This is a genomic window from Mycobacterium hackensackense (genome assembly GCF_025822555.1).
Lineage (GTDB): Bacteria > Actinomycetota > Actinomycetes > Mycobacteriales > Mycobacteriaceae > Mycobacterium > Mycobacterium fluoranthenivorans.
This window is the reverse complement of record NZ_JACKUC010000029.1, coordinates 728,185-749,875: the sequence shown is the minus strand read 5'-3', so window position 1 is coordinate 749,875 and position 21,691 is coordinate 728,185. Positions and strand designations below refer to the sequence as shown.

Here is a 21,691-nt window from a genome sequence, read left to right as displayed (position 1 = left end):
CTGACGGGGTTTGTGGTGGGCGCATGATGGGGATATGAAGCTGCCCGTTGTCCTCGGTCTGGTCCTGACGTTGCTGATGTTGTTCCCCGGTGTGTCGTCGGCGTCGGTGGCCGCGACTTCCGGGGATGTGGTGACGATCGGGGATCCGGACGCGTTGGGGCAGATCGATCTCTATGTCGACCCGCTGTGCCCGTACAGCGGCAAGATGATCCGGTCACAGGGGGCCGAGATCGGGCGGCGCATCGAAGACGGCTCGTTGCGGGTGAATCTGCGATTCGTGAACTTCCTCGAGAAGTACTCCGCGAGCGGCACTTACGATGCCCGGGCGATCGGCGCGGTGTTCGTGGTGGCGGGGCAGTCCGGGTCGAGTGATGTGACGTGGCGGTTTGTGCAGCAGATCTTTTCGGCTGAGCAGCAGCCGCACGAGGGCGGGGCGACGGACCTGTCGAATGACCAACTGGCTGGGTTGGCAGCTTCGGTGGGCGCGCCTTCTGCTGCGGTGGATCAGATTCGGGTTGGGGTGTTCTTGGGGTACGACCCGCAGGCGATCGCGGCGTCGAACCTCGCGGTGCTGCACACGTTCCCGGAGCCCGGGGTGCCGACCGTCGTTCTCGGCGGGGAGCCGCTGGATGGGGAGTCGGATTGGTTGGCGCGGTTGCCGGGGTGAGTCGTGATGATGTCGGAGGATGCCTCCGACGCTGAACGGGACTTCGACATCGAAGTCCTGCGAAAGCTTCTGCTCCGGATCGATGTGCAGCGCGGAGCCGACATCGACGAGGTGTCCTCACTACCTGCTGGACTTCGAGGAGAGCTGGCCGGGCAGCTTCTCTTTTCGCGCCGGCGAGCCCGACGATATTCGCTAGGTGGGCGACCTTCGCGCCGATTTGCCGACGAAACGGTCAGGGATCCGCGCACAATCGATGGTGGTGCCCTCGGAGCCGTCTTCTTCATCGACAGGCGACCGCGTGGTCCGCGCGTCGGAGCCCCGGCGCTACGCGGATCCGCGTTAGCCATCGTGTCGGTTCCCCACGCGACGCTGTCCGGCTACGTCGAAGCAGGAGGATGTCATGCGAGGCTTTGTATTGGCGGCGGTACTGATCGGCACGGCTATTGCTGTGAGCCCACCGGCGTCGGCGGAACCGTCGTGGACCATGCCGAACTTGATCGGCAGGGACCTGCAGGGCGCCCAGGATTCGATCCAGTCGTTGACCCACGATGCGGTGTGGTTCACGAGCTCCACGGACCTGACGGGGAGGGGTCGGGCGCAGATCAGCGACCGCGACTGGCAGGTGTGCAGCTCGACGCCGCCGCCAGGAGCGAAGTTCACCGCGACCACGAAGGTTGGTTTCGGGGTGGTGCGGTTCGATTCGGAGACATGTCCGTGAGCGGTGCTCAAGGTGAGCAAGTGGTCGGCTACCACCGGTCGGCCTGTTGATCCATACCGAGATGACGGTCGACGCGACCGACGTTCCACCCGACTGGGCGGACGCGGTTGCACCGCTGGATGAACAGGTTGTCGCGGTGATCAAGGCGATTCAGCACGCTCAGTGAGCTGTCGGTGCCCGGGCGTAGCGTCCGCGCCATGAACGACGGACGCAAGCGGCGCCAGGCCAAGCAGGCGCGCCGAAACGCGAGGCGCCAGGCCAAGCGTGAACGACAACTCCCGGAACCGACCTTGGCCGACGCCGTGCGTAACACACTCGCAGGAGGCTATCCGCTGGCCTTGTTGCAACTGATCGGAATGGCGGTGGAAAAGGGAACGCCCGAGGTGTTTCCACGCTTTGGGCTGGGCGGGCCCAAGCCGATGGACCTCTCGGTTTTCGTTGACAACGTCTCCACTGCGCCGGACCTCGAGCACACGATGGTTCTGGCGGTGCTCGCCGAACTGTTGGTTGATGGCCCAGCGTTGCAGCGGCGGTGCCGACTCGAAGTCGAGCCGCGGGGCGGCTCATTGCCGGCCTGGATCAGGAATCTTCCGAACACGCAGGTATGCCGTGCGGCTCGAATCGGGCATGTGCTTGGTGATCGTGACCAGATATTGCTCGATGTGCGGATCGCCGATCAGCAGGAGACCGTCGCCGTCACGATCGACCATCTGGCATTCTCCGACGTGAGCGATGTCGGAGTTACGGATACGTCGTTCGATTCTGCGGTGGCGCACGCCCACGACGTCGGCGCTCCGGTCGTGGATATGACCCTCGCCGATGCGCGCGCCTGGATCGAGCAGGCCCTGGAAAACGTCATCTTCCCGCGCTATCGGGAGTCGCGTCCCGGCTTCTCGGCGGTGCTGCGCTGGTTGCTCACCAAGCTGCCAGCGGGCGGCCAGCGGCGCAAGCCTCCGCGCGACGACTATCGCGCTGTAGCGGCGGTGTTCAACGCGTTCTTCACCTCGCCACAAGGGGCGCGATTTACCCCGCGCGACGAGTACGAGGAACTACTGGCCGAGATCGTCGACGGTGGAACCGGGGATCCGTTGCGCTGGAGCGAGTGTCGTGTCAGGCGGGCGCTGGACTTCCTTCCGTTCGATGACTTCAGGACTTCCGATGCTCAGATCGACGCGCCTGACTTACTGCGGGTCTTCATACCGATTGCCCACGCGCTCAGTGGGATTGGACCGGAACTAACCGATCGCGCGCTGGCAGCAATCGGCGAGGAGGAGCCGGATTTTCGGGAGCGGGTGATTGCAGAGGCGAGCAAATGGGATGACGACGAGAACTGGGATTGGTCGGCTTAGGAGTCGGGGCGGGCCGCTGACCAAGGCCGCACCTCGGGGTGAGCCATCGCAAGAGGTCTCGCGCAAGGTGGGTTTTGCAGCTGTGCGTAGTTGCTGCGACTGACACCTAACTTGCTCGGAATTGTCGGTTCGGCGCGCTAACCTCCGGGCGTGGACGCCGGACTGTACGAATCGTTGCTAACGGAACGACTTAACTCTGCACTAGTCGCATCGCCAGACCTGAAGGCTGAGATCAGCGTCGTCGACGATGCCGAGCAGGCACTGACGATTGCGCGCCATCTCACCCCACTCATCGAGCGGCGGTTAAAGGTGGCCGGAAACGCGGAGGCGCGCTCTCAACTTCTGCGCAACATCTTGGGCGTTCTCGGTGATCCCGATGATCTTCAAGAAGCGTTGCACGATGACGACGCGGGCAAGATTCGGCGGTTGGATGCCGTCGGCACGAAAGCTCTCGGTGCGCGGCTACTCCCTCGGCCCGCAACACCTCTGTCCGACGTCGATCTCATGACGAATGCTCGCGGCGAGCCAACGTTGGCTGCTGAGCTACGAGCTGAGCTTGTCAGTGCCGATCAAGTGGATCTCCTGTGCGCCTTTGTGAAATGGCAAGGACTTCGGCTTCTCGAAAGCGAGCTACGCGAGTTGAAGCAGCGAGGCACTCCGGTACGGGTCATCACGTCCACCTACCTCGGCGCGACGGATGCTCGGGCACTCGATGCGTTGGTCAACGAGTTTGGCGCCGAAGTACGCGTCAACTACGACATCAACATGACGAGGCTTCACGCCAAGGCGTGGTTACTGCATCGAAACACTGGCTTTCATACCGCGTATGTCGGATCGTCCAACCTGTCCCACGCTGCTCTCGTCGACGGCCTGGAATGGAATGTCCGATTGTCCGCCATCGCTACTCCTGGCCCCTTGGATAAGTTCCGGAACACGTTCGACTCTTACTGGCAGAACCGCGAATTCGAGCCTTACCGTCCGAATGAGGATGGTCCAAGGCTGCGGAACGCGTTAGAGATCGCGTCCGGCAAGAAGGAACGCGACCCTCTCGCGGTTACCTTGTCAGGTCTGGAAGTCACGGCCAAGCCCTACCAGCAGGAGCTGCTCGAACAGCTCGACGCGGAGCGCGTGCTGCATGATCGGCACCGTAACCTGATCGTCGCCGCGACCGGCACTGGCAAGACTGTGATCGCCGCGCTTGACTACCGCCGACTCGTCCTCGACGTGCATAGGCGAGATATGAAGTTGCTCTTCGTTGCGCACCGAAAAGAGATCCTCACACAGGCGCGGCGCATGTACCAGGAGGTCCTCACTGATCCCGTATTCGGTGAACTGCTGGTCGACGGAGACCAACCCACCCGTTGGCGACACGTCTTCGCCAGCATCCAATCACTTACTGCCGAAAAGCTTTCACAGATCGACCGCGGTCACTTCGATGTGGTGGTAGTTGACGAGTTCCACCATGCACAGGCGGTGTCGTACCGGCGGTTGCTTGACCATGTCGCTCCGGTGGAGCTTCTTGGTCTTACCGCCACTCCGGAGCGAGCGGATGGTGTCGATGTCCGTGAATTCTTCGGCGGACGGGTTGCCGCGGAGCTGCGATTGTGGGATGCCTTAGAACAGAACCTGTTATGCCCGTTTCACTACTTCGGCATCCACGACGGTACTGATTTGGAAACACTGCAGTGGACGCGTGGTCGTTACGACCTGGCCGAGCTGAGCAATGTGTACACAGGTAATGACGCCCGCGCACGCATCGTGCTTGATCAGCTGCGCGACAAGGTCGTTGACGTTGGTGGTATGCGTGCGCTCGGATTCTGCGTCAGCGTCGAGCACGCGCACTACATGGCCGAGAAGTTCAACGCCGCGGGTGTCCCGGCGCGCGCGGTGTCGGCAGAAACGTCAACATTTGAACGGCATTCTGCTTTGGCTGCGTTGCGAAACTGTGAGATCAATGCGCTCTTCGCCGTTGATCTATTCAATGAAGGCCTCGACATCCCGCAGGTCGACACGGTGCTGTTCCTTCGACCCACCGAGAGTGCCACCGTCTTTCTCCAACAGCTTGGACGCGGGCTGCGGCTGACCAAAGACAAGCCGGTGCTGACGGCGCTGGACTTTGTGGGCCATCAGCGTCGCGAGTTCCGGTTCGACCAACGCTTCCGGGCTTTGACCGGGCTGGGACGCAAGCAGCTGGAAAAGCAAGTAAAGGACGGATTCGCGTTCCTGCCGTCCGGAAGTCAGATCGTGCTCGACGAAGTCACGCGCGACCTGGTGTTGGAGAACGTGCGCCAGCAGGTGTCGCCGAAGAAGGCGACTCTGATCTCTGAGGTTCGATCGCACCCAGACGACCGGCTGGCGTCGTATTTGGAGAGATCGGGGCGCGGTGTGGAGGACATCCTGCGCACTGATCGGTCGTGGACGACGCTCTGTCGTGACGCGGGAAAGCTAGGCGCGGAGCCGGGACCGCGCGAGGGGGACTTGGTGAGGCGGGTCAAAGCTCTAGCACACGTCGATGACCGGCAACGAGCAGACGCTTACCGCGCGTTGTTGGCCGGCAGCGACATAGGGCGAAGCGATGTGGACAAGCGGTTGGCGCGGATGCTGTTCTTCGGTTTGTACCCCAACGGCGGAGGTTTCGATGGCACGGCAGCTGGGCTCGACGTCTTGCGTGAAGAGGCGGTTGCCGACGAAATGATGCAGGTGGTCGATATCGCCTTCGATGCGGCACACCGAAGTACAACCGCGTTGGGCGACTTGCTGGCCGACCTGCGCGATGTTCCACTTGCGGTGCATGCGACGTACTCGCGTGAAGAGATCCTCGCGGGGCTCGGATGGACATCGGAGAAGCGGACGCCGGCCACTATGCGCGAGGGCGTCGCATGGTGCGAGGAGACGAACGCCGACGCCTTCCTGATCACGCTGAAGAAGTCGGACACCGACTACTCACCGACCACTATGTACCGTGACTTTGCGCTGAGCCCGGAGCTGTTCCACTGGGAGTCACAGTCGCTCACTTCCGCAGCGTCACCCACTGGACAGCGCTATATCCGCCACCGCGAGCGAGGATCGCACGTGCTGCTGTTCGTCCGCGAAGCCAAGACGAATGCGCTCGGCGCTGCGCCGTATATTTTCCTCGGCCCAGCGGACTACGTGTCGCACGAAGGGGAGCGGCCGATGGCGATCACGTGGAAGCTGCATCGGGCGATGCCAGCGGAGGTATATCTAGGGGCCCGCGCGGCGGTGGCTTGATGGGAGATCGAGACGGGTCGGTTAGCGCGGTCGCAGGGTGATTTCTCCGTTGAGGGTTTCCTTCATTTTGTCTGAGTAGTGCCAGCGGCAATTATTGGCACAACTGTGCCGGACGGCACACACCGCCCGGCCCGAAACAGGACTAAACCCCTCCTGTTCGGGGTATCCGCCTTTCGCCGGAAGTGCACCTGCCGATCGTGCGGACGCAGAACGGCACTCTCGTTCGAAAGACCTGAAGGAGTTGTGACGATGTTTGGTGGAGCAGCCGGACCCGGATCGGTCGTCGGATCAGACAAGCAGCGATTGCTCGCGGCGGCCGAGGGGGTGTTGATGGCACTTCGCCGATGCACTCCGCAATCCGCGATGGACGAACTGCGCGATGCTGCGCACCGCCACGGTGTGCCGCTGTCGACGATCGCGTTGGCCTTGGTGGATATGGCGGCCTGCCGGCCCGCGGACGAGACGCCCGGCCCGGCACATATTGCGGCGCAACAGGAGTGGGCCTCGCTCTTCAGCCCCTCCGCAGCGGCAGCCTGAGCAACGGCGCCGCACCCCACGTAGCGGTCCGTCGGCTCCCGGGCAGAATGAACGCCATGAGAGTCGCGGTTCTGGGTACGGGTGCCATGGGCGCCGGCATGGCGCAGTCGTTACTGCGTGAGGGAATCGAGGTGGCGGTCTGGAACCGCACGCCCGAGCGGGCGCGGCCGCTGGCCGTCGCCGGTGCGGACGTGGCTGCAGATCCGGCCGATGCCGTCAGAGGTGCCAACGTTGTGGTGGCGATGCTCTTCGATGCGGCAGCGACGCTTGAGGTGATGACCACGGTGCTGTCTGCTTTGGAGCCGGACGCGGTGTTCGTCCAGTGCGCGACCGTCGGTACTGATGCCGCCGCGCAGACCGCGGCCCTGGCCGCCCAGCACGGTGTCGCGTTCCTGGATTGTCCGGTGCTGGGCACCAAAGTGCCTGCCGAGCAAGGCAACCTCGTGATGCTGGCCTCCGGTGACCCCGGACTGCGTGAACGGGTGCAGCCGGCGTTCGACGCCATGGGGAGCAAGACGATCTGGGTAGGTGACGAGCCGGGCTTGGGGTCTCAGCTCAAGCTCGTCTGCAACGCCTGGATCAGCGCCCTGGCCGCCGCCATTGGCCAGTCATTCGCCCTGGCCAAGAGCTTGGGCTTGGATCAGCGACTCATCTTGGAAGCCTTCGATGGGTCCGCCGCGGGCTCGCCATACCTGCAGGTGAAGGGCAAGGCGATCATCGATTCGTCCTTTGCGCCGCAGTTCAGTGTCGACGGTGTCCGCAAGGACACCGGACTGATCCGTGACGCGATCGCGGCAGCGGGGCTGTCGACAGCCTTGGTGGACGGGGTCCGCGCCGCGTTCGACGCCGCCAGCGAAGCCGGCCACGGCGGCGAGGACATGGCCGCGGTCTATTTCGGATTCTGAATCCGGGCGCAGACTCTCTCGGGTGGCGACTGGACGGGGCGTGTTCTGGGCTGGAAACCGACGTCTACCTGGCGCAACTCGCCCAAACTGACCAGGGCAGCCACCCACTTTTGATGCGGGTGCTCGCCATGTCGCGGTGCTCATCACGCAGTCCCAGCCCTGAGCAGGTGCGTGGTGGTCGGTCACAAATGGGTAACCTCATCCCTGAAGTCGACGGATCAGGGGGAAGTCCATGAGCCTCGTACTGGGCCTTTCGGTGACGACGAGGGATATACGCGGCGAGCTGGTTGACGGCGCTACCGGTGAGGGAGACCACCTGGACCGGGCGGTGCTCGACGCCGCAGGCATCCAGGACTACCTGGCCACACTGCCCGCCGATGAGGAGCTCGCCGCCGTCGGGCTGACCTGGACGCCGGACGCCGAGTCGGACGCGATCAAGGTGCGCGAGGCGCTCGATGTCTACGGCGGGGGAGCACCCGTGGTGGCCGTCCGGGAAGTCGAAGCCACCGAAGCCCTCGCCCGCGGCATCGCCGAGATGACCGGGCATGACTTCCTGGTCGTGTGCATCGTCGAACCGGATGCGGCGGTGGTCGCGACCGTCGACGGTTATCACGTGGCGGTGGAACAGATCGACCGCATGGATGCCGCCACTCTGATCGAGCGGGTGTGCGCGGTGGTGCGCAGTGCGCGCCCCAGCCCGGACGCCGTGTTCGTCCTTGGCTCGGAAGACTCTGAGGAACTCGTCGAAGCGCTGCAGGAGGAGACCGACCGTCCCGTCGTCACCGCCACCGAAGCGGACTTCGCGATGACGCGTGGCGCGGCGCTGGCGTCGGCATTGCTGGCCAGCCAGCCCGCGACTGAGCCCGCCAAGCCGCGGTTCTCCCGGGTTCAGCTGCTGGCCTCGGCACTGGGTGTGGCGAGCGTGGCGTTCGTGACGTCGGTGTCAGTGGTGCTTGCCTCGCATGGGTTGCCGCAGGTGAGCGAGACAGCACCCGAGCCGGTCGCCGCTTCGGCACCCCTCGCCCGTCCGGCACCTCCGCCACCAAGCGTGGACGCCGTCCGGGCCATGGCCCGCAAGCCTTTCGCCCTCATGAACGTGCCCGCCCCGCAGGCGCCGGCACCGGCCCCCGCCGCACCGCCGCCCGCTCCGGAACCCGCCGCGCCGGCCAACGTCGCACCCGTGCTGCCCCCGGCCTACCTGCCGCCACCGGCAGCCCCGCCGCCGCAGCCACCCCGGCTGCGTGACCGGATTCTGGACAAGATCCCGATCATCGGCAGGTTCCGCTAGGCCTCAGGTCTCCGGGAGCGGAGACTCGCCAGCGCCGAGCCCGTTCAACGGATGCTGCGCGGCGGCGCTCGGCTCCTTGCTCCGGCCGGCGACGAAGGGCACGGCACCACAGGCGATCAAGATGACCGCCACGCCGATCCACTGGACTGGGTCCAGGCGCTCGCCCAAAAGTGTTGCTGCCAAGGTGATCCCGATGACGGGTTCGAGCGCGCCGAGCAGGCTCAGGGGCACCGAGCCCAGCATGCGGACGGCAAAGAGGGCGCCACCGGTGCCGATGGGCATCAACACCACACCCTGGATGGCGGCCACCGTCCATACGCCCGCCGGCACGGAGAAATGCTCGCCGGAGACGACGGCGAAGAGTCCGGTGGTCACCGTCGAGCCGATCGTCACCAAGGCGGCAGTGGCCACGGTGCCGACCTGGCGCACCCACCGCTCGCTCAGCACGAGATACCCGGCATAGCCCGCCGCACTGAGCAGGGTGAGGACCACCGCCGCAACGGACACCGCGCCCGATCCGGCACCACCGACCATCACCAACCCAGAGATCGCCACACAGGCCAGCAGGATCAACAACTTGGGTACCGGTGACCGGTCGCGCAGCCACACCAGGGCGATCACCATGAGCGGGCAGACGTTCACCACGATGACCGGTATCTGCGCACCGCCGCGTTCGACGGCCATGAAGAACGCGAGCACCTGAGCCCCGAACAGTGGACCGCAGAACGCGAGCATGCACAGCACCGGTCGCCACGGCAGTCGCCGGGCCCGGCCGCTCAGCAGCCACAGCGCGGCGATGACGGCCGTACCGAGGATGCCGCGGATGGTGAGGAGCACCGCGGGACTGGCGCCGACGTTGTAGGCGAACACGGCCGCGACCGGCATCGAACCGTACGCGAGCGCCGACGCCGCACCGGCGACCCAGCCACGCCGAGCTGAGTGCTCGAGATCCTGCCCCACCGCTGCCTTCCCGTTGCACGTGTCGCATCGAGCCGACGTCGTTGTACGGGCTGATCTTGCGCACGCAAAGACTACTGCCCGGCGGGACGGGGCTGGATCGGGCGTCGAGATCGCGCCTGAAGCATGTTTGGTGCCGTCAGACTTTCGGCAGCCAACCGGACCAGGCGGGGGACAGGATGAAGCCGCGACCCTGCGAGTCTTTGCAGGCGGTGGTGCGAGCATCATCCACGCCGCAGGTCATGCTGTTGAAGGTGATCGAGTGAAACGGCGGGAGCACCTTGATTGGCTGGCCTCGAAGCGTGCCGTTCACGGCGACCGGATTACCTGTCTTCTTCAATTTTGTCAGTGTGCCAATCCAGTTGGCGCCATTGAGTCCTCGGGCGGGATCCGTCTTGACTGGTGGCACACTCGGAAAGTTGTTCCCTGTGCATTGGGCTTGCTCGATCATGAAGTCACAGGAAATGCCGTCCGGTGTGAGGAAAGCAATGGTGCTGGCCGTGAATCCCGGTGTCGACGTGTCGATGGCGTACTCGGCGAAGTCGACCGGTGTGTAGCGGCTGAGATCAGGGAACCTCGGTGTGTCGGCATGTGCATTGGGAGAATGCGCTCCAACGAGCAGTGCTGCCGCGGCCAGTACAGACATAGAGCGGATCGTCATGCTGCTAGATCTTTGGCAGCCAGCCCGTCCATGACGGCGAGATGAGGAAGCCACGTCCTTGCGGATCCTTGCAAGCGGTCGTTCCCTTGTCGTCGACGCCGCAGATCATGCCGTCCACACTTATCGAGTGAAACGGCGGAAGTGTCGCGAGTTTCTGGCCTTGGATCGACCCGTCGACAAAAGGGCTCGAGTTAGTCGCTCTCGGCCCATTGGTGGTGCCGATGGAAGTGTATGGCCCCATTGGCGCCAGTCCTGGAAGTCGGGTTGAAGAACAGCCTGCAGATCCTGTGATCCCCACAGCTGATGGGGCGAATGCGCAAAAGATTCCGTCGGGCGTGGCGAAGTAGACCTTTTGAGTGGGGGCGCGCCCCGGGTTCGGCAGTGCGACAGTGTAATCCTGCGTGTTGACCGGCGAATAGGAGTCGATGTCAGGAAATTGAGGCGGATCTGCATAGGCCACCGGCTGTTGCATCGTGACGACACCTACCCCGACCAGGGCCGCTGCGACGAAGTTGCGTAGCGACTTGCTATCCATCTGACCTCCATTCTTAGTTTAGGTCGCTGTCTCGTGAGGATCCGTTACTTTGGCCGGTTCACATTGACAGTGATCTCCTGCGAGTTGTAGACCGAGCCCGGATTTGGAACCCGCGGGTCGCTGTTCCACTGGCTGGCGAGGATGTTCATGTTGCCCAACGTCGATCCAGGCATGATGAAGCCGCCATACGGCTGAGGCACTTGGCGTGAATCGACGACAGTTGTTGGAATGCCTTGCATGATCTGAGTCGGGTCGTTGGCGACAAGAACTTCGACGTTTCCGCTGGACCCGTTGAATCCTGAGAGCACGGGTTTCCCTTCGACTTCTTGGAAGCTCAGCTCTCCATAAGTCACGTTCGGGTCTGTGAGAAACACGGGCGAATCACTCCCAGACCCGAAACTGGCACCCGTCCACGGTTTCCAACTGCCGCGGTCTTCGATGCTGCCGCCCTGACTCGGGTCAACCTGGTACATCGTGACGCCTGAACTGCGGTCGAACGAGTCGGCAACGATGTATACCTTGCCGTCCTGACTGCTCTGAAAACCGCTGATCTGGGTTGGTCTGGCGCCTTCGCCCGAGGCAGGGGCCCAGGATTCAGGAACTGGCTGCAACGGCTTGGAGAAGTCACCGTTGACTTTCACCAGCCAGGAGCCGGTCTGCTCGAGATTGTTCTTGGTGCCGACGACCATCATGTACGTGTCGTCGCCCACCTTGACTGTTCCGCCAGGGAGGGTGTCATCTGCGCCCAACGCGTAGTCCGGAATCGCGAATAGCTCATTCGGACTGCCCTTCGGCCCAGTCAACGGCGGTCCGTAATGCGGGTGCCCCTCCGAGTCGAACGACACCGGCACTGCCACGGACCGATAGTGCGGATCCGCGCCGACGTGATCACCTTCGAATGCGTCGCCAAAGATCGCCACCTGCTTTCCATCGGGCAGGGTGACGACTTCACCGAGATCTGCGGCTCCGATGCCCGGGATGCCGGGGTCGCTGCCGGTTCCGGCGACCGGTCCGTGATTGCGAGCTTCGCCCGGCCTCAATGGGCCGCCGGGCGGCCCCAGCATGAGGTCTTCGAGTGACGTCGCAGTGGGTGCCGGCTCCGGTAACCCCGACGCCTTCGCTATCGCCTTCGCCAACTCGTCGTCGATCCGGTCGCCCTCGATGACGGCGTCGGCAATCTGAGCTCTGAGCTCAGCGACCTTCTCCGCGACCTTTGTCTTTGTCTCGGCGTCCAGGTATTCGTAGCTGGCCGGCAGGCTGACCTTGTTGGTCGAGAGGTCCACCTGCACCGCCGGCGCCTCGGCCGCGTAATTGAGGATGTCCTTGACCTTGTTGGCCAGCGTGTCGGCGTCCTGATGCGCGGTGTCGATCAGGGTCGCGGCCGCCTTGATCCGTTCGGCCTGTTTGTCGTGATCACCGGCGGTCGAGAACACCGCTTGGCGCGCGGTGTCGCCGGACTCGCCGTCCCAATCCGCCGCCTGCATCGTCGACCGCAGGAAATCGGCGGAGTCGGCGTGATTGGTCGCCACGTCATGTGCGGCCTTACCCAGGTCGCCGATCTCGGGCGGCCAGTTCAACAGCTCCTGCAGGGTGAGGGCCACGAGCTACAGGTCGCGCCCGGCGGCCTCGATCTCGTCGGCAGCGCCATCATCGGTCTTTGTGTACGCCGCGGCCGCCGCCCGGTGCCCGTCCGCGTGCTTGACGTGATGAGCCGCGAACTGGCTGGCCGAGGTCTGCCATTCACTGAGCATCGCCGGCAGCGCCGCGGCGGCCTTGCCGGCTCCGAGCGCCACCGAACCTGCGCGCGACTGCGCCTGCGTGTGCGCCGTCGTGAACGACTCGGCGTGGCTACTCAACGACTCCGCAGTCACCTGCAACTGGGCCGGATCGACCCGCAACGACTTCCCCATGAGAACTACCCCCTCGACCACAACGCGGACGTTTCTCGATTCTAAGCTCGCGCCGAACCGGCCCAGGACGCGAAAACCGGGCGGTACCGTCGACCGATGGAGATCCTGCGCACCCCAGACGAGCGTTTCGCCAACCTGCCCGGCTACAACTTCGAGCCGCGTTACGTCGAGGTCAGCAGCGCCGACGGGACGCCGATACGGGTGCACTACATCGACGAGGGCGCACCCGACTCACCCGTGGTCCTGCTGCTGCACGGCGAACCCAGCTGGTCCTACCTCTATCGGCATATGGTGCCGGTCCTGGTGAGCGCGGGGCTGCGCGCCGTCGCGATCGACCTGGTCGGCTTCGGGCGCAGCGACAAGCCCGCGCATCGCACCGACTACACCTATCAGGCCCACGTCGACTGGGTACGCGACGCGATTGCCGCGATCGGCCTGGCCGATATCACTCTGGTGTGCCAGGACTGGGGCGGACTGATCGGATTGCGCCTGGTCGGGGAGCACCCTGAGCTGTTCAGCCGCGTGGTCGCGGCCAACACCTTCCTGCCGACCGGCGACCGTCCGCCGGGTAAGGCCTTCCTGGCTTGGCAGCAGTTCAGCCAGCAGACACCGGTGTTCGACGCGGGCGCCATCGTCAACGGCGGCTGCACCACCTCGTTGCCCGACGACGTCATCGCCGCCTACAACGCACCGTTCCCCGACGAGACGTTCAAGGAAGGCGCTCGGCAGTTCCCGACGCTGGTGCCGACCAGCCCGGACGACCCGGCCACCCCCGCCAACCGTGCCGCGTGGGAGTCCTTGGGGCGCTTCGAGAAACCCTTCCTGTGTGCGTTCTCCGATTCCGATCCGATCACCCAGGGCGGCGACCGGGTACTCGCCGCGCACATCCCCGGAGCCAAGAACCACGAACCCGTCACCATCGTCGACGGCGGTCACTTCCTGCAGGAGGACAAGGGCGCCGAGCTCGCGGCGGTAGTGGTCTCGTTCATCCAGCGCACTCCGCAATGAGGGTTGTCGCCGTCACCGGTGGCGGTCGCGGCATCGGCGCTGCCACCGCCCGAGCCTTGGCCGCGCGCGGCGACCGGGTGGCCATCGGCGATATCGACGCCACCGCGGCCAAGGCCTTGGCCGATGAGCTGCCCGGCGCGATCGGCGTGCAGCTCGACGTCACCGACGCCGCGTCCTACCAACGGTTCCTCGATGACATCGAGAACCGCCTTGGCGCACTGGATGTACTGGTCGCCAATGCTGGGGTGATGTGGGTCGGCCCGTTCGACCAGGAACCCGAGGCCGCGATGCGACGCCAGATCGCCGTCAACCTCGAAGGTGTCATCACCGGTTTCAAGCTGGCGACACCGGCGATGCGCCAACGCGGATCGGGACACGTCGTCGTGGTGGCGTCGGCGGCCAGCAAGCTCGCACCGGCGGGGGAGGCCACCTACGCGGCGACCAAGCACGCGGTCTACGGCTACTGCACCGCGGTACGGGAGGAACTGCGGGGCAGCGGTGTCGACGTCAGTGTGTTGATGCCGACCGTGGTGGCCACCGAGCTTGCGGCCGGCACCTCCAGCGGCAAGGTCGCGCTCCTGACACCCGAGCAGGTCGCCGCCGGGGTCCTCGCACTCGTCGACGGGCGGCAGCCGGAATTGTTTCTGCCGCGCAAGGCCGGTCTGGCGGCACTGGCAATGGCTGTGACACCGCCCCGGCTGCGTGGCGCCCTGCAGCGGTTGCTCGTGCCCAATCAGGTCGTTCTCGGACATCCCGAACAGCGTCGCGACTACGAGACGCGGACCCTGGACAAGCCCGCGCCGGAAGACTGATCCGTCAGCTGAACGAGCGCTGGGTACGGTGAGCGACTGGTTACCCCAGGTCATCGCGATCCTCCAGCGAATTGCCAGCTGGCAGATGGCTTTTCGTGACAGCACTGCGACCTCTGGTTATCACTTGTACAAGCAATCCTGACCGTACGCATAGCCTCTACTTAAGGTCGATAGCAAAACTAACTTTCAGACGTCCTCCGCCGGATCGGGACTACCGGTACGGGTCCCACGCGGTTGCGATCCCAGTAGCCGCGGTTCCCACGACGTCAGGTCTGAAAGGAATCATCGACATGAAGTTTGCGAAAGTCATTTCCACAGTGGGGATTACCGGCGCGCTCGCGATGGGTGTCGGTGCTGGTGTGGCCAATGCCGACCCTGGCTGGGGTCCGCATGGACCAGGCTGGAACAACGGCCCGGGCTGGAACCGTGGACCCGGACCGGCTGACTGGCATCACCCCGAATGGGCCGGTTGGAACGACGGATACCCGGCACCGGGCTGGCGGCCGCCGGAGGGCTGGGAGCCCCCGGGCGACTGGAACAACCCCGGCGGATGGGCGCCGCCGGCGGATTTCCACATGAGATGTGGTGGCCCGCTGTGGAATCTGTTCCACCCGATCCCGTGCTGGTGATCTGAGCCTGCTCCCTGTTCTGCCGCTCGCCGCGTGGCGGGCGGCAGAACGCTACGGGTTGACTACCAGTGACGCCTCGGCCCAGTATCCGCCCATACCGGAAGGGATGGCCAGCACGCCGATCGTGCGCTCGACGTCAGGCCGCCCGGCGCAGATCTGGTGGACGGTCATATCGAATCTTCGCGTCTCGTGTGGGCTGAACCAGGGCAGCTTCTGCACGCCTTGATCGCCACGGTCGGTAACGGAGGCCAGGGTGTAGCGGCATCCCACAGGCGGCATCGCAGCGGTGATGTTCGCGTTGATTTGTGCATTGTCGACGTCGGCATCAGGCACAGCGCTGGTGTTCCGGAGTAGCGGTACATTCTTCGGGTTGCCCGTATTGAGACCCGTGACGATCGACTCGGCTGCCTGCTGCTGGCGCTGCGGTGGATAGTCCTTCATCGTGTTCGTGCTGTCGTTCCTGGTCGAGAGATACAACGCGAACCCCGCCGCGGCGGCCACAACGACAACAGCAAGAGCGGCAACGATCGTGGTTCGGCGTGCCGTTGATGTACGCATTCTTGTCATTCTCCGGGATAGGTAAGGTGCACGAACTCCGCGCTGGAGGACCCTCCGATGAAGTCAGTTCCGTCCGGCATCCAGTCGTTGCGGAAGTTGTTGTCGCCATTGGCATGCTGGTCCACAACGTCTGTGAGAACGCCGTTCTGCATGCTTTGTCCCACATAGACCGCTGTGTGGTTGATGTTTCCGTTCGTGTCGCGGTAATAGATGAGGTCGCCTGGGACCAAACCGGCTTTCGACGGGGCCAACGGATCGAGGGAACTACTCGAAGGCATGGGGGCAGTTCCAACGATCTGTCCGCGATTCGACTGCTGTGTGATGAAGTCGCGATTGGCTTGAGCGACAGACCATGTATTGGACCGGTCGTTACCGGGCACATGCAAGCCATTGTTGTAGTACCAGTCGTCGGCGTCGCCGCGGTGCCAGTCGTCAATGCCGTCGCCGACGTCTTGGAATCCGCCGGCTCGCATCACCTGCGACGCAAAGTTGGTGCAGTCGCCGCCACCATCCCCAAAGTTCGCGTAGTCGGGGTTGTGCTTGTGCGGATCGTTTTCATTTCCGGCCCACTCGTCTGCATAGGCAATGGCGCGCCTCCGAGCCTCTGAAAGCTCCCGATCTGTGTGCTTGTGATCATCGAGCATTTGCACGGAGTCGTCGTCACCGTTTCCGGTAAACGTGATACCCGCCAGCTCGTTGGCCTTGGTCGTCAGCTGTGCCCCGATATGTGCGTCGGCTGCTGCAAGTTGTTCGGCGTTCCACCGGATGTACTCGGAATGTTCAAGGCCATCGCGTCGGCGCTGCATGATCTCTGAGAGAGGCACGTCGCGGGTATCACGTACAGACAAGTCCTCCTGTACGTGATAGCCGTCGGCTTCGGCTTCTGTGATGGCTTCTAATGCTTTTCGTTGAGCGCTATGCAAATCATGGGAGCCGTTGACGGCTATGTCTGCACAGACCCGCTGAATCTGGGCCTGACGTTCGACGACCTTCAGGTCGCCTGCTACGCGATGCAACGCGGAGTCCTTGGCATCTCCGAACCACGTGGTGCCACCGGGAGCCGATATGGTCTGACGGTGCTGCTCGAAGGCACGCTCGGATTCGTCGGCTTGGGTGCGCCAGCGGGTAGCTGCATTGTCGAGGTGCGTTATGTCCCAGTTCTCGATCTGTGACCGCGTCAGCCGCGTCGAAGTGATGGCTGAGGCGGGCGTAGCCACTGTCACATCGATTCCGCGACGTGTTCCGCCTGGCTGGCGTCGGTGCTTTCGTAGCGGTCGGCCCCGACAGCCAGGAAGCCCGATTGTTGGCTTATGCGACGCGATTGAGTGGCGCGCGTCGAGGCCACGGCTGCGTCCACTGCATCAGCGCCTGCGTGGCTTCGTTGGCCCCCGCTATGTCCCGGAGTGACGTCGCCGCTGGTGAGAGCCCCCGCCAAAGCTGCACTGGTGGTAGCACCCGCCCGCAGCCCGGCCGCGTCCGCCTCGAATTCATCTGCCACTTCGCCCCCTCGGTTGCAGATAGATGTCGAACGATATCAACTCATTATCGAGGGTTGGCGATCCTGCCGTAGTCGGCATTTCGCTTACGCTGCGTGCCGCGCCGGGTTGGCGTACTCGCTCTCGAGAGCGATATCGCTTTCTGGACTCGAGTATCTGACCCCTCACATTGACTGGTGAGGCATGTGTGACTGCAGGGCCAGGACGACAGAGCTTCTTACCCCTCGGCCGCCACCAACGACCGCAACTTCACCGACGGGTTGTCCCGCTGGAACCCCTCCAGTCGCCACTTGGTGGAGAACAGCACCAGCAACACGCCGTCCGAACGGGTCAGCACTTCCGAGGACACCTGCTTGCTCATGAACTCCGCGTCCTCGGGATCCACGATCCGCGCCACTTGATACGGCAGCGACTCCAGAGTGATCGCCGCACCGATCTCAGTCTCCATCCGGTGCGCGGCCACCTCGAACTGCATGGGCCCGACGGCCGCGAACACCGGGGCCTGCTCGCCGCGCTTATCCGAGCGCAGCACCTGCACCACGCCCTCCTGGTCGAGCTGTTCGATGCCCTTGCGGAACTGCTTGTGCTTGCTCGGATCCTTGCCGCGGACCACCGAGAAGTACTCGGGGGAGAAGCTCGGGATCGGTGGAAACTGCACGGGCACATCGCGATACAGCGTGTCACCGGGACGCAGTGCTGCCGCGTTGGCCAACCCGATCACGTCGCCGGGCCACGCGTCGTCCAGTGTCGAACGCTGCTGCCCAAACACCGACTGCGCGTACTTCGTGACGAACGGTTTGCCGGTCCCGGCGTGGGTCAACACATCACCACGCTCGAACGTGCCCGAGCACACCCGCGCATACGCGATCCGGTCGCGGTGCGAGGAGTCCATCCCGGCCTGCACCTTGAACACGAACGCGCTGAACGGAGAACTCACCGGGCGCGGCTCACCGGCGACATCCACGATCGCGCCGGGCGGGGGCGCCAGCTCCACCAGTACGTCCAACAGCTGGTTCACGCCGAAGTTCAGCGCCGCCGAGGTGAACAGCACCGGCGAGGACTCGCCGGACAGGAACGTGTCCCGGTCATAGTCTGAGCCGTCCATCGACAGCAGCTCGGACTCCTCCACGGCAGTGTCCCAGTCATCACCGGCCGCGGCGTGAGCGTCGGTCGCCGCGATGTGTTCCTCCGGGGCCGCGGTGGCACCACCGGCGGTCCGGGTGAACCGGATGAACTTGTTCGCCCGGCGGTCCATCACACCCTTGAAATCACCGGCGATACCGACCGGCCAGGTCAGCGGGGTTGTCCGCAACCCGATGCGCTCGTGGATCTCGTCCATCAGCTCCAGGGCGTGCCGACCGGGCCGGTCCCACTTGTTGATCACGGTGATGATCGGGATACCCCGGTGCTTACACACCTGGAACAGCTTCAGTGTCTGCGGCTCAAGACCTTTGGCCGCATCGATGAGCATCACCGCGGCATCCACCGCCGTGAGCACCCGGTAGGTGTCCTCGGAGAAGTCCGCGTGACCAGGGGTGTCCAGCAGGTTGATCACGCAGTCGCGGTACGGGAACTGCAGCGCAGTCGAGGTGATGGAGATGCCACGGGCCTTCTCCATCTCCATCCAGTCCGACACGGTCGACTTGCGGCCCGCCTTGCCGTGGATGGCGCCGGCCTCGTTGATCACCCGGGCATGCAGCGCCAGCGCCTCGGTCAGCGTCGACTTACCGGCGTCGGGGTGGCTGATCACGGCGAAGGTACGGCGGCGCTCCGCCTCGGCGGTGACGCGGCCGGCGGTACGGGTATCCAGGGCGTTCTCGGTCATATCACCCCTGATGGTATTTGCCCAGGTGGGCAAACCTGAAATCTAGCCGAAGTTGGGGCATGTACCACAGTACGGCCGTGCATACCGTGCCCTTCTGCGACGATGATGCCCGTGAAGAAGCGTTGGCTGGTCCTGGTAGTGCTGGTGCTCATCGCGGTGGCCGCATTGCCATGGGGGTTCCGGACCTTTGTCGAAGGATCACCGGAACCTGCTCTGACGCTTCCCACGGGAGCTCAGCCGGCCACCACCGGGGTCGACGGGTCCTGGACGGTGCAACCGGACTCGCAGGCCGGCTACCGCGCCCGGCAGAAGTTGCTGTACCAGCCGATCGACGTCAATGGCCGAACCGATAAGGTCACCGGCGACGCCAAGGTCGCCGAATCCCGCTTGGTGTCAGCCGATTTCGTCGTCGATTCGGCATCGCTGCAGTCCACGCACCGCGGCCGCGACGAGAAGTTCCGCGGCACCGACGTCATGGACGCCGGGAAGTTCCCGACCGCCGAGGTGAAGGTCACCACACCCGTCGACCTCACGTCGGTGCCCGACACCGGGAAGGCGGCGGACGTGGAGATCCCCCTGACCGTCACCCTGCACGGCGTCACCCGGCCGGAATCCGCGCACACGAGCATCCAGCGCAACGGTGACCGCGTCGATGTCGCCGGAAGCATCCCGATCAGGTTCGCCGACTACGACGTGCACCCACCCAAGCTCCTCGGCGGGGTGCTGGAGATCCAGCCGGAGGCCACCATCGAGTTCTTGGTGCGTCTGGCCAAGAACTGACACGATCGGCCCGGTGCGCTGGAGCGTCAGAACCGCAACCAGCCCCGCTTGGCCGGTGTGTGCCGATCCGCATACGGCCACGGCCGGTGCCGCTCGGGCACCGACGCCGCCCGCACCTGCTTGAGCTGGGTGCGCAGGAACCGGCGTACGTCATCGAGCGTGGGATCGGCCCAGCGGTTGACGGCCTCGATCGGATCGCCGGTCAGGTCGTAGAGCTCCCACTGGTCATCGAGCACATCGTTGCGGTACCGGTCGCCGCCGCGCCCGCTGAACGCCAGCTGCCGCACCCCGGGCTCGGTCCAGACGCCCGGATCGTCGAAGCAGCGCACCAACTTCCACAACCGCCCGTCGTATCTCTGGACGAGCCCCTCGAAATTCCCCGCGACATCTGCGGGCACCCTGATGCGTAGCGGTGCCGGGGGATTCGAGGCGACCCCGAACATCCGTGCCACCCCCGATGCCCCGGTGTCGCCTTCGAGGACGTTGTCGCGGGTCATCAGATACACCGGTCGGTCCGCATCGGCGGGGGCGCCGTCCACCACCGGCATCAAGTTCTGCCCCGGCAGCGGATGCACCTCGCTGAACGTCTCGGCCAACACCGCGGCGGTCCCGGCCACGTCGACGCCGGCCGCGCCCAGCAGCGTCGGCACCAGATCCACGTGCGAGGTGGGCGCGTCGACGGTGCGTGCCGAGGTGGCTCCGGCACCGATGCGCGCGATGACGAACGGCACCCGGGTGGCCTCGTCGTACAGGTTGAACCACTTCTGGTGCAGCCCGCCGTGCGCGCCGAGCAGATCCCCGTGATCGGAGGTCCGCACCAACACCGCGTCCGTCGAACCCTCGGTGACGGCGCGGCGCACCCGCTCCAGCGGCCCGTCCACCTCCGCGTGCAGCCGGTAGTACAGGTCGCGGTACTCCTGCGCCTTGCGCCGGTAGGTCCGTTCGATCGCCCCGGCCGGGCCGTATCCGGAGTAGTACGCCTCACGGAACGCGGCCTGGGCCGCGGGCTTGGACCGAAGATCCTCCTCCGCGGTCGGGGCGGGCGGCACCGGCGGCGGATCCAGCGGTGAGGGGGCCAAGGGGGAGCGTCGGGCCCACGCCGGAAACAGCACGATGTCATGCGGATTGACGAAACTGGCCACCAGCAGGAACGGCTTCAACGCCTCCGCATCGCCCGCGCGTCGACGGGCATAGCGGTCCTTCAGCCACGCCACGATCCGGTCGGCGAACAGCGGGTCACGCCGAAAACCGCTGTTGCCCATCAACGCCCCGTGCGGCTCGGGGCCGACCCAGCCGGAGAAGCCGTAGGGCGCCAACGGGTCGGCATCGAGGTACTTCTGCACGGCCGCCGGGTCGACGACACCTTTGGCATCGTTGGTGGCCAACGGCTTTCCGGTCTTCGGGTCGGTCAGATCGGCATGGGAGATATGCCATTTGCCGTCGTAGTGGGTGTCGTATCCGGCGGCGCGGAACCAGTTGCCCAGGGTCGGCACCTCACCAGGGCGCAGCCAGCGCAACCGCGAATCGTCATACCGTTTGCCGATACCGTCGGTCTGGGTGACCCCGTGCAGATCGGGGTACTGCCCGGTGAACAGCGTGGGCCTGCTCGGCACACACGCCAGCGACCCGGTGTAGTGCCGGGTGAAGCGCACGCCGTGCTCGTCGAACCAACGCCACCCGGCCAGGGTGGTCTGCCGCCACTGCCGCAGCGCCTCGGGTTCATAGGGCGGCGCGGCGCGTTCCTCGTCGGTCATCAGGATGACGATGTCTGGGTCCATATGTGAATCTCACACCGTGCGCCCAGCAT

General features: G+C 64.8%; 20 protein-coding genes. 11 read left to right on the top strand and 9 right to left on the bottom strand.

The window, feature by feature from the left end; genetic code table 11:
• Positions 1-34: 34 nt before the first annotated feature.
• The 7 genes from H7J86_RS06630 (at position 35) to H7J86_RS06600 (ending at position 8,713) form a co-directional block, all read left to right on the top strand.
• Entirely contained in the window at positions 35-667 is a 633-nt protein-coding gene (locus tag H7J86_RS06630; RefSeq protein ID WP_267290030.1) for a DsbA family protein, read from the top strand.
• A 400-nt stretch (positions 668-1,067) separates the two neighbouring features.
• On the top strand, positions 1,068-1,385 hold the full coding sequence (locus H7J86_RS06625; RefSeq protein ID WP_090355306.1) for a hypothetical protein: 318 nt from the start codon (positions 1,068-1,070) through the stop codon (positions 1,383-1,385).
• Positions 1,386-1,582: 197 nt separating this feature from the next.
• On the top strand, positions 1,583-2,734 hold the full coding sequence (locus H7J86_RS06620; RefSeq protein ID WP_267290028.1) for a hypothetical protein: 1,152 nt from the start codon (positions 1,583-1,585) through the stop codon (positions 2,732-2,734).
• A 150-nt stretch (positions 2,735-2,884) separates the two neighbouring features.
• A complete protein-coding gene (locus tag H7J86_RS06615; RefSeq protein ID WP_267290026.1) occupies positions 2,885-5,983 on the top strand; it encodes a DEAD/DEAH box helicase in 3,099 nt (1,032 codons plus the stop codon).
• A 249-nt stretch (positions 5,984-6,232) separates the two neighbouring features.
• Positions 6,233-6,520 (top strand): ANTAR domain-containing protein, encoded by a 288-nt coding sequence (locus H7J86_RS06610; protein WP_267290024.1) that lies wholly within the window; start codon positions 6,233-6,235, stop codon positions 6,518-6,520.
• Between the two features lie 47 nt (positions 6,521-6,567).
• Complete coding sequence (locus tag H7J86_RS06605; RefSeq protein ID WP_090355294.1) at positions 6,568-7,425, top strand: NAD(P)-dependent oxidoreductase; 858 nt, start codon at positions 6,568-6,570, stop codon at positions 7,423-7,425.
• A gap of 232 nt (positions 7,426-7,657) precedes the next feature.
• On the top strand, positions 7,658-8,713 hold the full coding sequence (locus H7J86_RS06600; RefSeq protein WP_267290022.1) for a DUF7159 family protein: 1,056 nt from the start codon (positions 7,658-7,660) through the stop codon (positions 8,711-8,713).
• Between the two features lie 3 nt (positions 8,714-8,716).
• On the opposite strand, the gene H7J86_RS06595 is transcribed toward H7J86_RS06600, so the two are convergent.
• From H7J86_RS06595 to H7J86_RS06575, 5 genes are all read right to left on the bottom strand, one after another.
• Positions 8,717-9,673, bottom strand: a complete 957-nt coding sequence (locus H7J86_RS06595) for a DMT family transporter (RefSeq protein ID WP_267290020.1) — start codon at positions 9,671-9,673, stop codon at positions 8,717-8,719.
• A 136-nt stretch (positions 9,674-9,809) separates the two neighbouring features.
• Positions 9,810-10,316, bottom strand: a complete 507-nt coding sequence (locus H7J86_RS06590) for a hypothetical protein (protein WP_267290018.1) — start codon at positions 10,314-10,316, stop codon at positions 9,810-9,812.
• A 19-nt stretch (positions 10,317-10,335) separates the two neighbouring features.
• Complete coding sequence (locus H7J86_RS06585) at positions 10,336-10,866, bottom strand: hypothetical protein (RefSeq protein WP_267290016.1); 531 nt, start codon at positions 10,864-10,866, stop codon at positions 10,336-10,338.
• 44 nt (positions 10,867-10,910) lie between these two features.
• Complete coding sequence (locus H7J86_RS06580; protein ID WP_267290014.1) at positions 10,911-12,467, bottom strand: DUF4185 domain-containing protein; 1,557 nt, start codon at positions 12,465-12,467, stop codon at positions 10,911-10,913.
• Positions 12,468-12,470: 3 nt separating this feature from the next.
• Positions 12,471-12,776 (bottom strand): WXG100 family type VII secretion target, encoded by a 306-nt coding sequence (locus H7J86_RS06575; protein WP_187098759.1) that lies wholly within the window; start codon positions 12,774-12,776, stop codon positions 12,471-12,473.
• Positions 12,777-12,872: 96 nt separating this feature from the next.
• Here H7J86_RS06575 and H7J86_RS06570 point away from each other — a divergent pair, with 96 nt between their 5' ends.
• From H7J86_RS06570 to H7J86_RS06560, 3 genes are all read left to right on the top strand, one after another.
• Complete coding sequence (locus tag H7J86_RS06570; protein ID WP_267290012.1) at positions 12,873-13,784, top strand: haloalkane dehalogenase; 912 nt, start codon at positions 12,873-12,875, stop codon at positions 13,782-13,784.
• Positions 13,781-14,596 (top strand): SDR family oxidoreductase, encoded by an 816-nt coding sequence (locus H7J86_RS06565; protein ID WP_267290010.1) that lies wholly within the window; start codon positions 13,781-13,783, stop codon positions 14,594-14,596. Before H7J86_RS06570 ends, H7J86_RS06565 begins: the two co-directional genes overlap by 4 nt.
• A 290-nt stretch (positions 14,597-14,886) precedes the next feature.
• Complete coding sequence (locus H7J86_RS06560; protein WP_139169877.1) at positions 14,887-15,225, top strand: hypothetical protein; 339 nt, start codon at positions 14,887-14,889, stop codon at positions 15,223-15,225.
• A 51-nt stretch (positions 15,226-15,276) separates the two neighbouring features.
• Here H7J86_RS06560 and H7J86_RS06555 read toward each other — a convergent pair whose 3' ends face one another.
• The 3 genes from H7J86_RS06555 to H7J86_RS06545 form a co-directional block, all read right to left on the bottom strand.
• Positions 15,277-15,783, bottom strand: coding sequence for a hypothetical protein (locus H7J86_RS06555; RefSeq protein ID WP_267290008.1), 507 nt, complete (start codon positions 15,781-15,783; stop codon positions 15,277-15,279).
• 5 nt (positions 15,784-15,788) lie between these two features.
• Positions 15,789-17,000 carry an amidase domain-containing protein gene (locus tag H7J86_RS33360; protein ID WP_267290006.1) on the bottom strand — a complete coding sequence of 404 codons (1,212 nt, stop codon included), beginning with the start codon at positions 16,998-17,000 and terminating at the stop codon, positions 15,789-15,791.
• A gap of 496 nt (positions 17,001-17,496) precedes the next feature.
• A complete protein-coding gene (locus tag H7J86_RS06545; RefSeq protein ID WP_267290004.1) occupies positions 17,497-19,104 on the bottom strand; it encodes a peptide chain release factor 3 in 1,608 nt (535 codons plus the stop codon).
• 111 nt (positions 19,105-19,215) lie between these two features.
• On the opposite strand from H7J86_RS06545, the gene H7J86_RS06540 reads away from it, so the two are divergent.
• A complete protein-coding gene (locus tag H7J86_RS06540; protein WP_267290002.1) occupies positions 19,216-19,884 on the top strand; it encodes a YceI family protein in 669 nt (222 codons plus the stop codon).
• A gap of 26 nt (positions 19,885-19,910) precedes the next feature.
• Here the strand turns inward: H7J86_RS06540 and H7J86_RS06535 are convergent, their stop codons facing one another.
• Entirely contained in the window at positions 19,911-21,662 is a 1,752-nt protein-coding gene (locus H7J86_RS06535; protein ID WP_267290000.1) for a sulfatase-like hydrolase/transferase, read from the bottom strand.
• Between the last annotated feature and the right edge of the window lie 29 nt (positions 21,663-21,691).

What these genes read in the sequence shown, in the direction of transcription:
- H7J86_RS06630 (WP_267290030.1), top strand. Translation starts at nt 35, where the DNA reads ATGAAGCTGCCCGTTGTCCTCGGTCTGGTCCTGACGTTGCTGATGTTG.
- H7J86_RS06625 (WP_090355306.1), top strand. Translation starts at nt 1,068, where the DNA reads ATGCGAGGCTTTGTATTGGCGGCGGTACTGATCGGCACGGCTATTGCT.
- H7J86_RS06620 (WP_267290028.1), top strand. Translation starts at nt 1,583, where the DNA reads ATGAACGACGGACGCAAGCGGCGCCAGGCCAAGCAGGCGCGCCGAAAC.
- H7J86_RS06610 (WP_267290024.1), top strand. Translation starts at nt 6,233, where the DNA reads ATGTTTGGTGGAGCAGCCGGACCCGGATCGGTCGTCGGATCAGACAAG.
- H7J86_RS06605 (WP_090355294.1), top strand. Translation starts at nt 6,568, where the DNA reads ATGAACGCCATGAGAGTCGCGGTTCTGGGTACGGGTGCCATGGGCGCC.
- H7J86_RS06600 (WP_267290022.1), top strand. Translation starts at nt 7,658, where the DNA reads ATGAGCCTCGTACTGGGCCTTTCGGTGACGACGAGGGATATACGCGGC.
- H7J86_RS06590 (WP_267290018.1), bottom strand. Translation starts at nt 10,316, where the DNA reads ATGTCTGTACTGGCCGCGGCAGCACTGCTCGTTGGAGCGCATTCTCCC.
- H7J86_RS06585 (WP_267290016.1), bottom strand. Translation starts at nt 10,866, where the DNA reads ATGGATAGCAAGTCGCTACGCAACTTCGTCGCAGCGGCCCTGGTCGGG.
- H7J86_RS06575 (WP_187098759.1), bottom strand. Translation starts at nt 12,776, where the DNA reads ATGGGGAAGTCGTTGCGGGTCGATCCGGCCCAGTTGCAGGTGACTGCG.
- H7J86_RS06570 (WP_267290012.1), top strand. Translation starts at nt 12,873, where the DNA reads ATGGAGATCCTGCGCACCCCAGACGAGCGTTTCGCCAACCTGCCCGGC.
- H7J86_RS06565 (WP_267290010.1), top strand. Translation starts at nt 13,781, where the DNA reads ATGAGGGTTGTCGCCGTCACCGGTGGCGGTCGCGGCATCGGCGCTGCC.
- H7J86_RS06560 (WP_139169877.1), top strand. Translation starts at nt 14,887, where the DNA reads ATGAAGTTTGCGAAAGTCATTTCCACAGTGGGGATTACCGGCGCGCTC.
- H7J86_RS06555 (WP_267290008.1), bottom strand. Translation starts at nt 15,783, where the DNA reads ATGCGTACATCAACGGCACGCCGAACCACGATCGTTGCCGCTCTTGCT.
- H7J86_RS06545 (WP_267290004.1), bottom strand. Translation starts at nt 19,104, where the DNA reads ATGACCGAGAACGCCCTGGATACCCGTACCGCCGGCCGCGTCACCGCC.
- H7J86_RS06535 (WP_267290000.1), bottom strand. Translation starts at nt 21,662, where the DNA reads ATGGACCCAGACATCGTCATCCTGATGACCGACGAGGAACGCGCCGCG.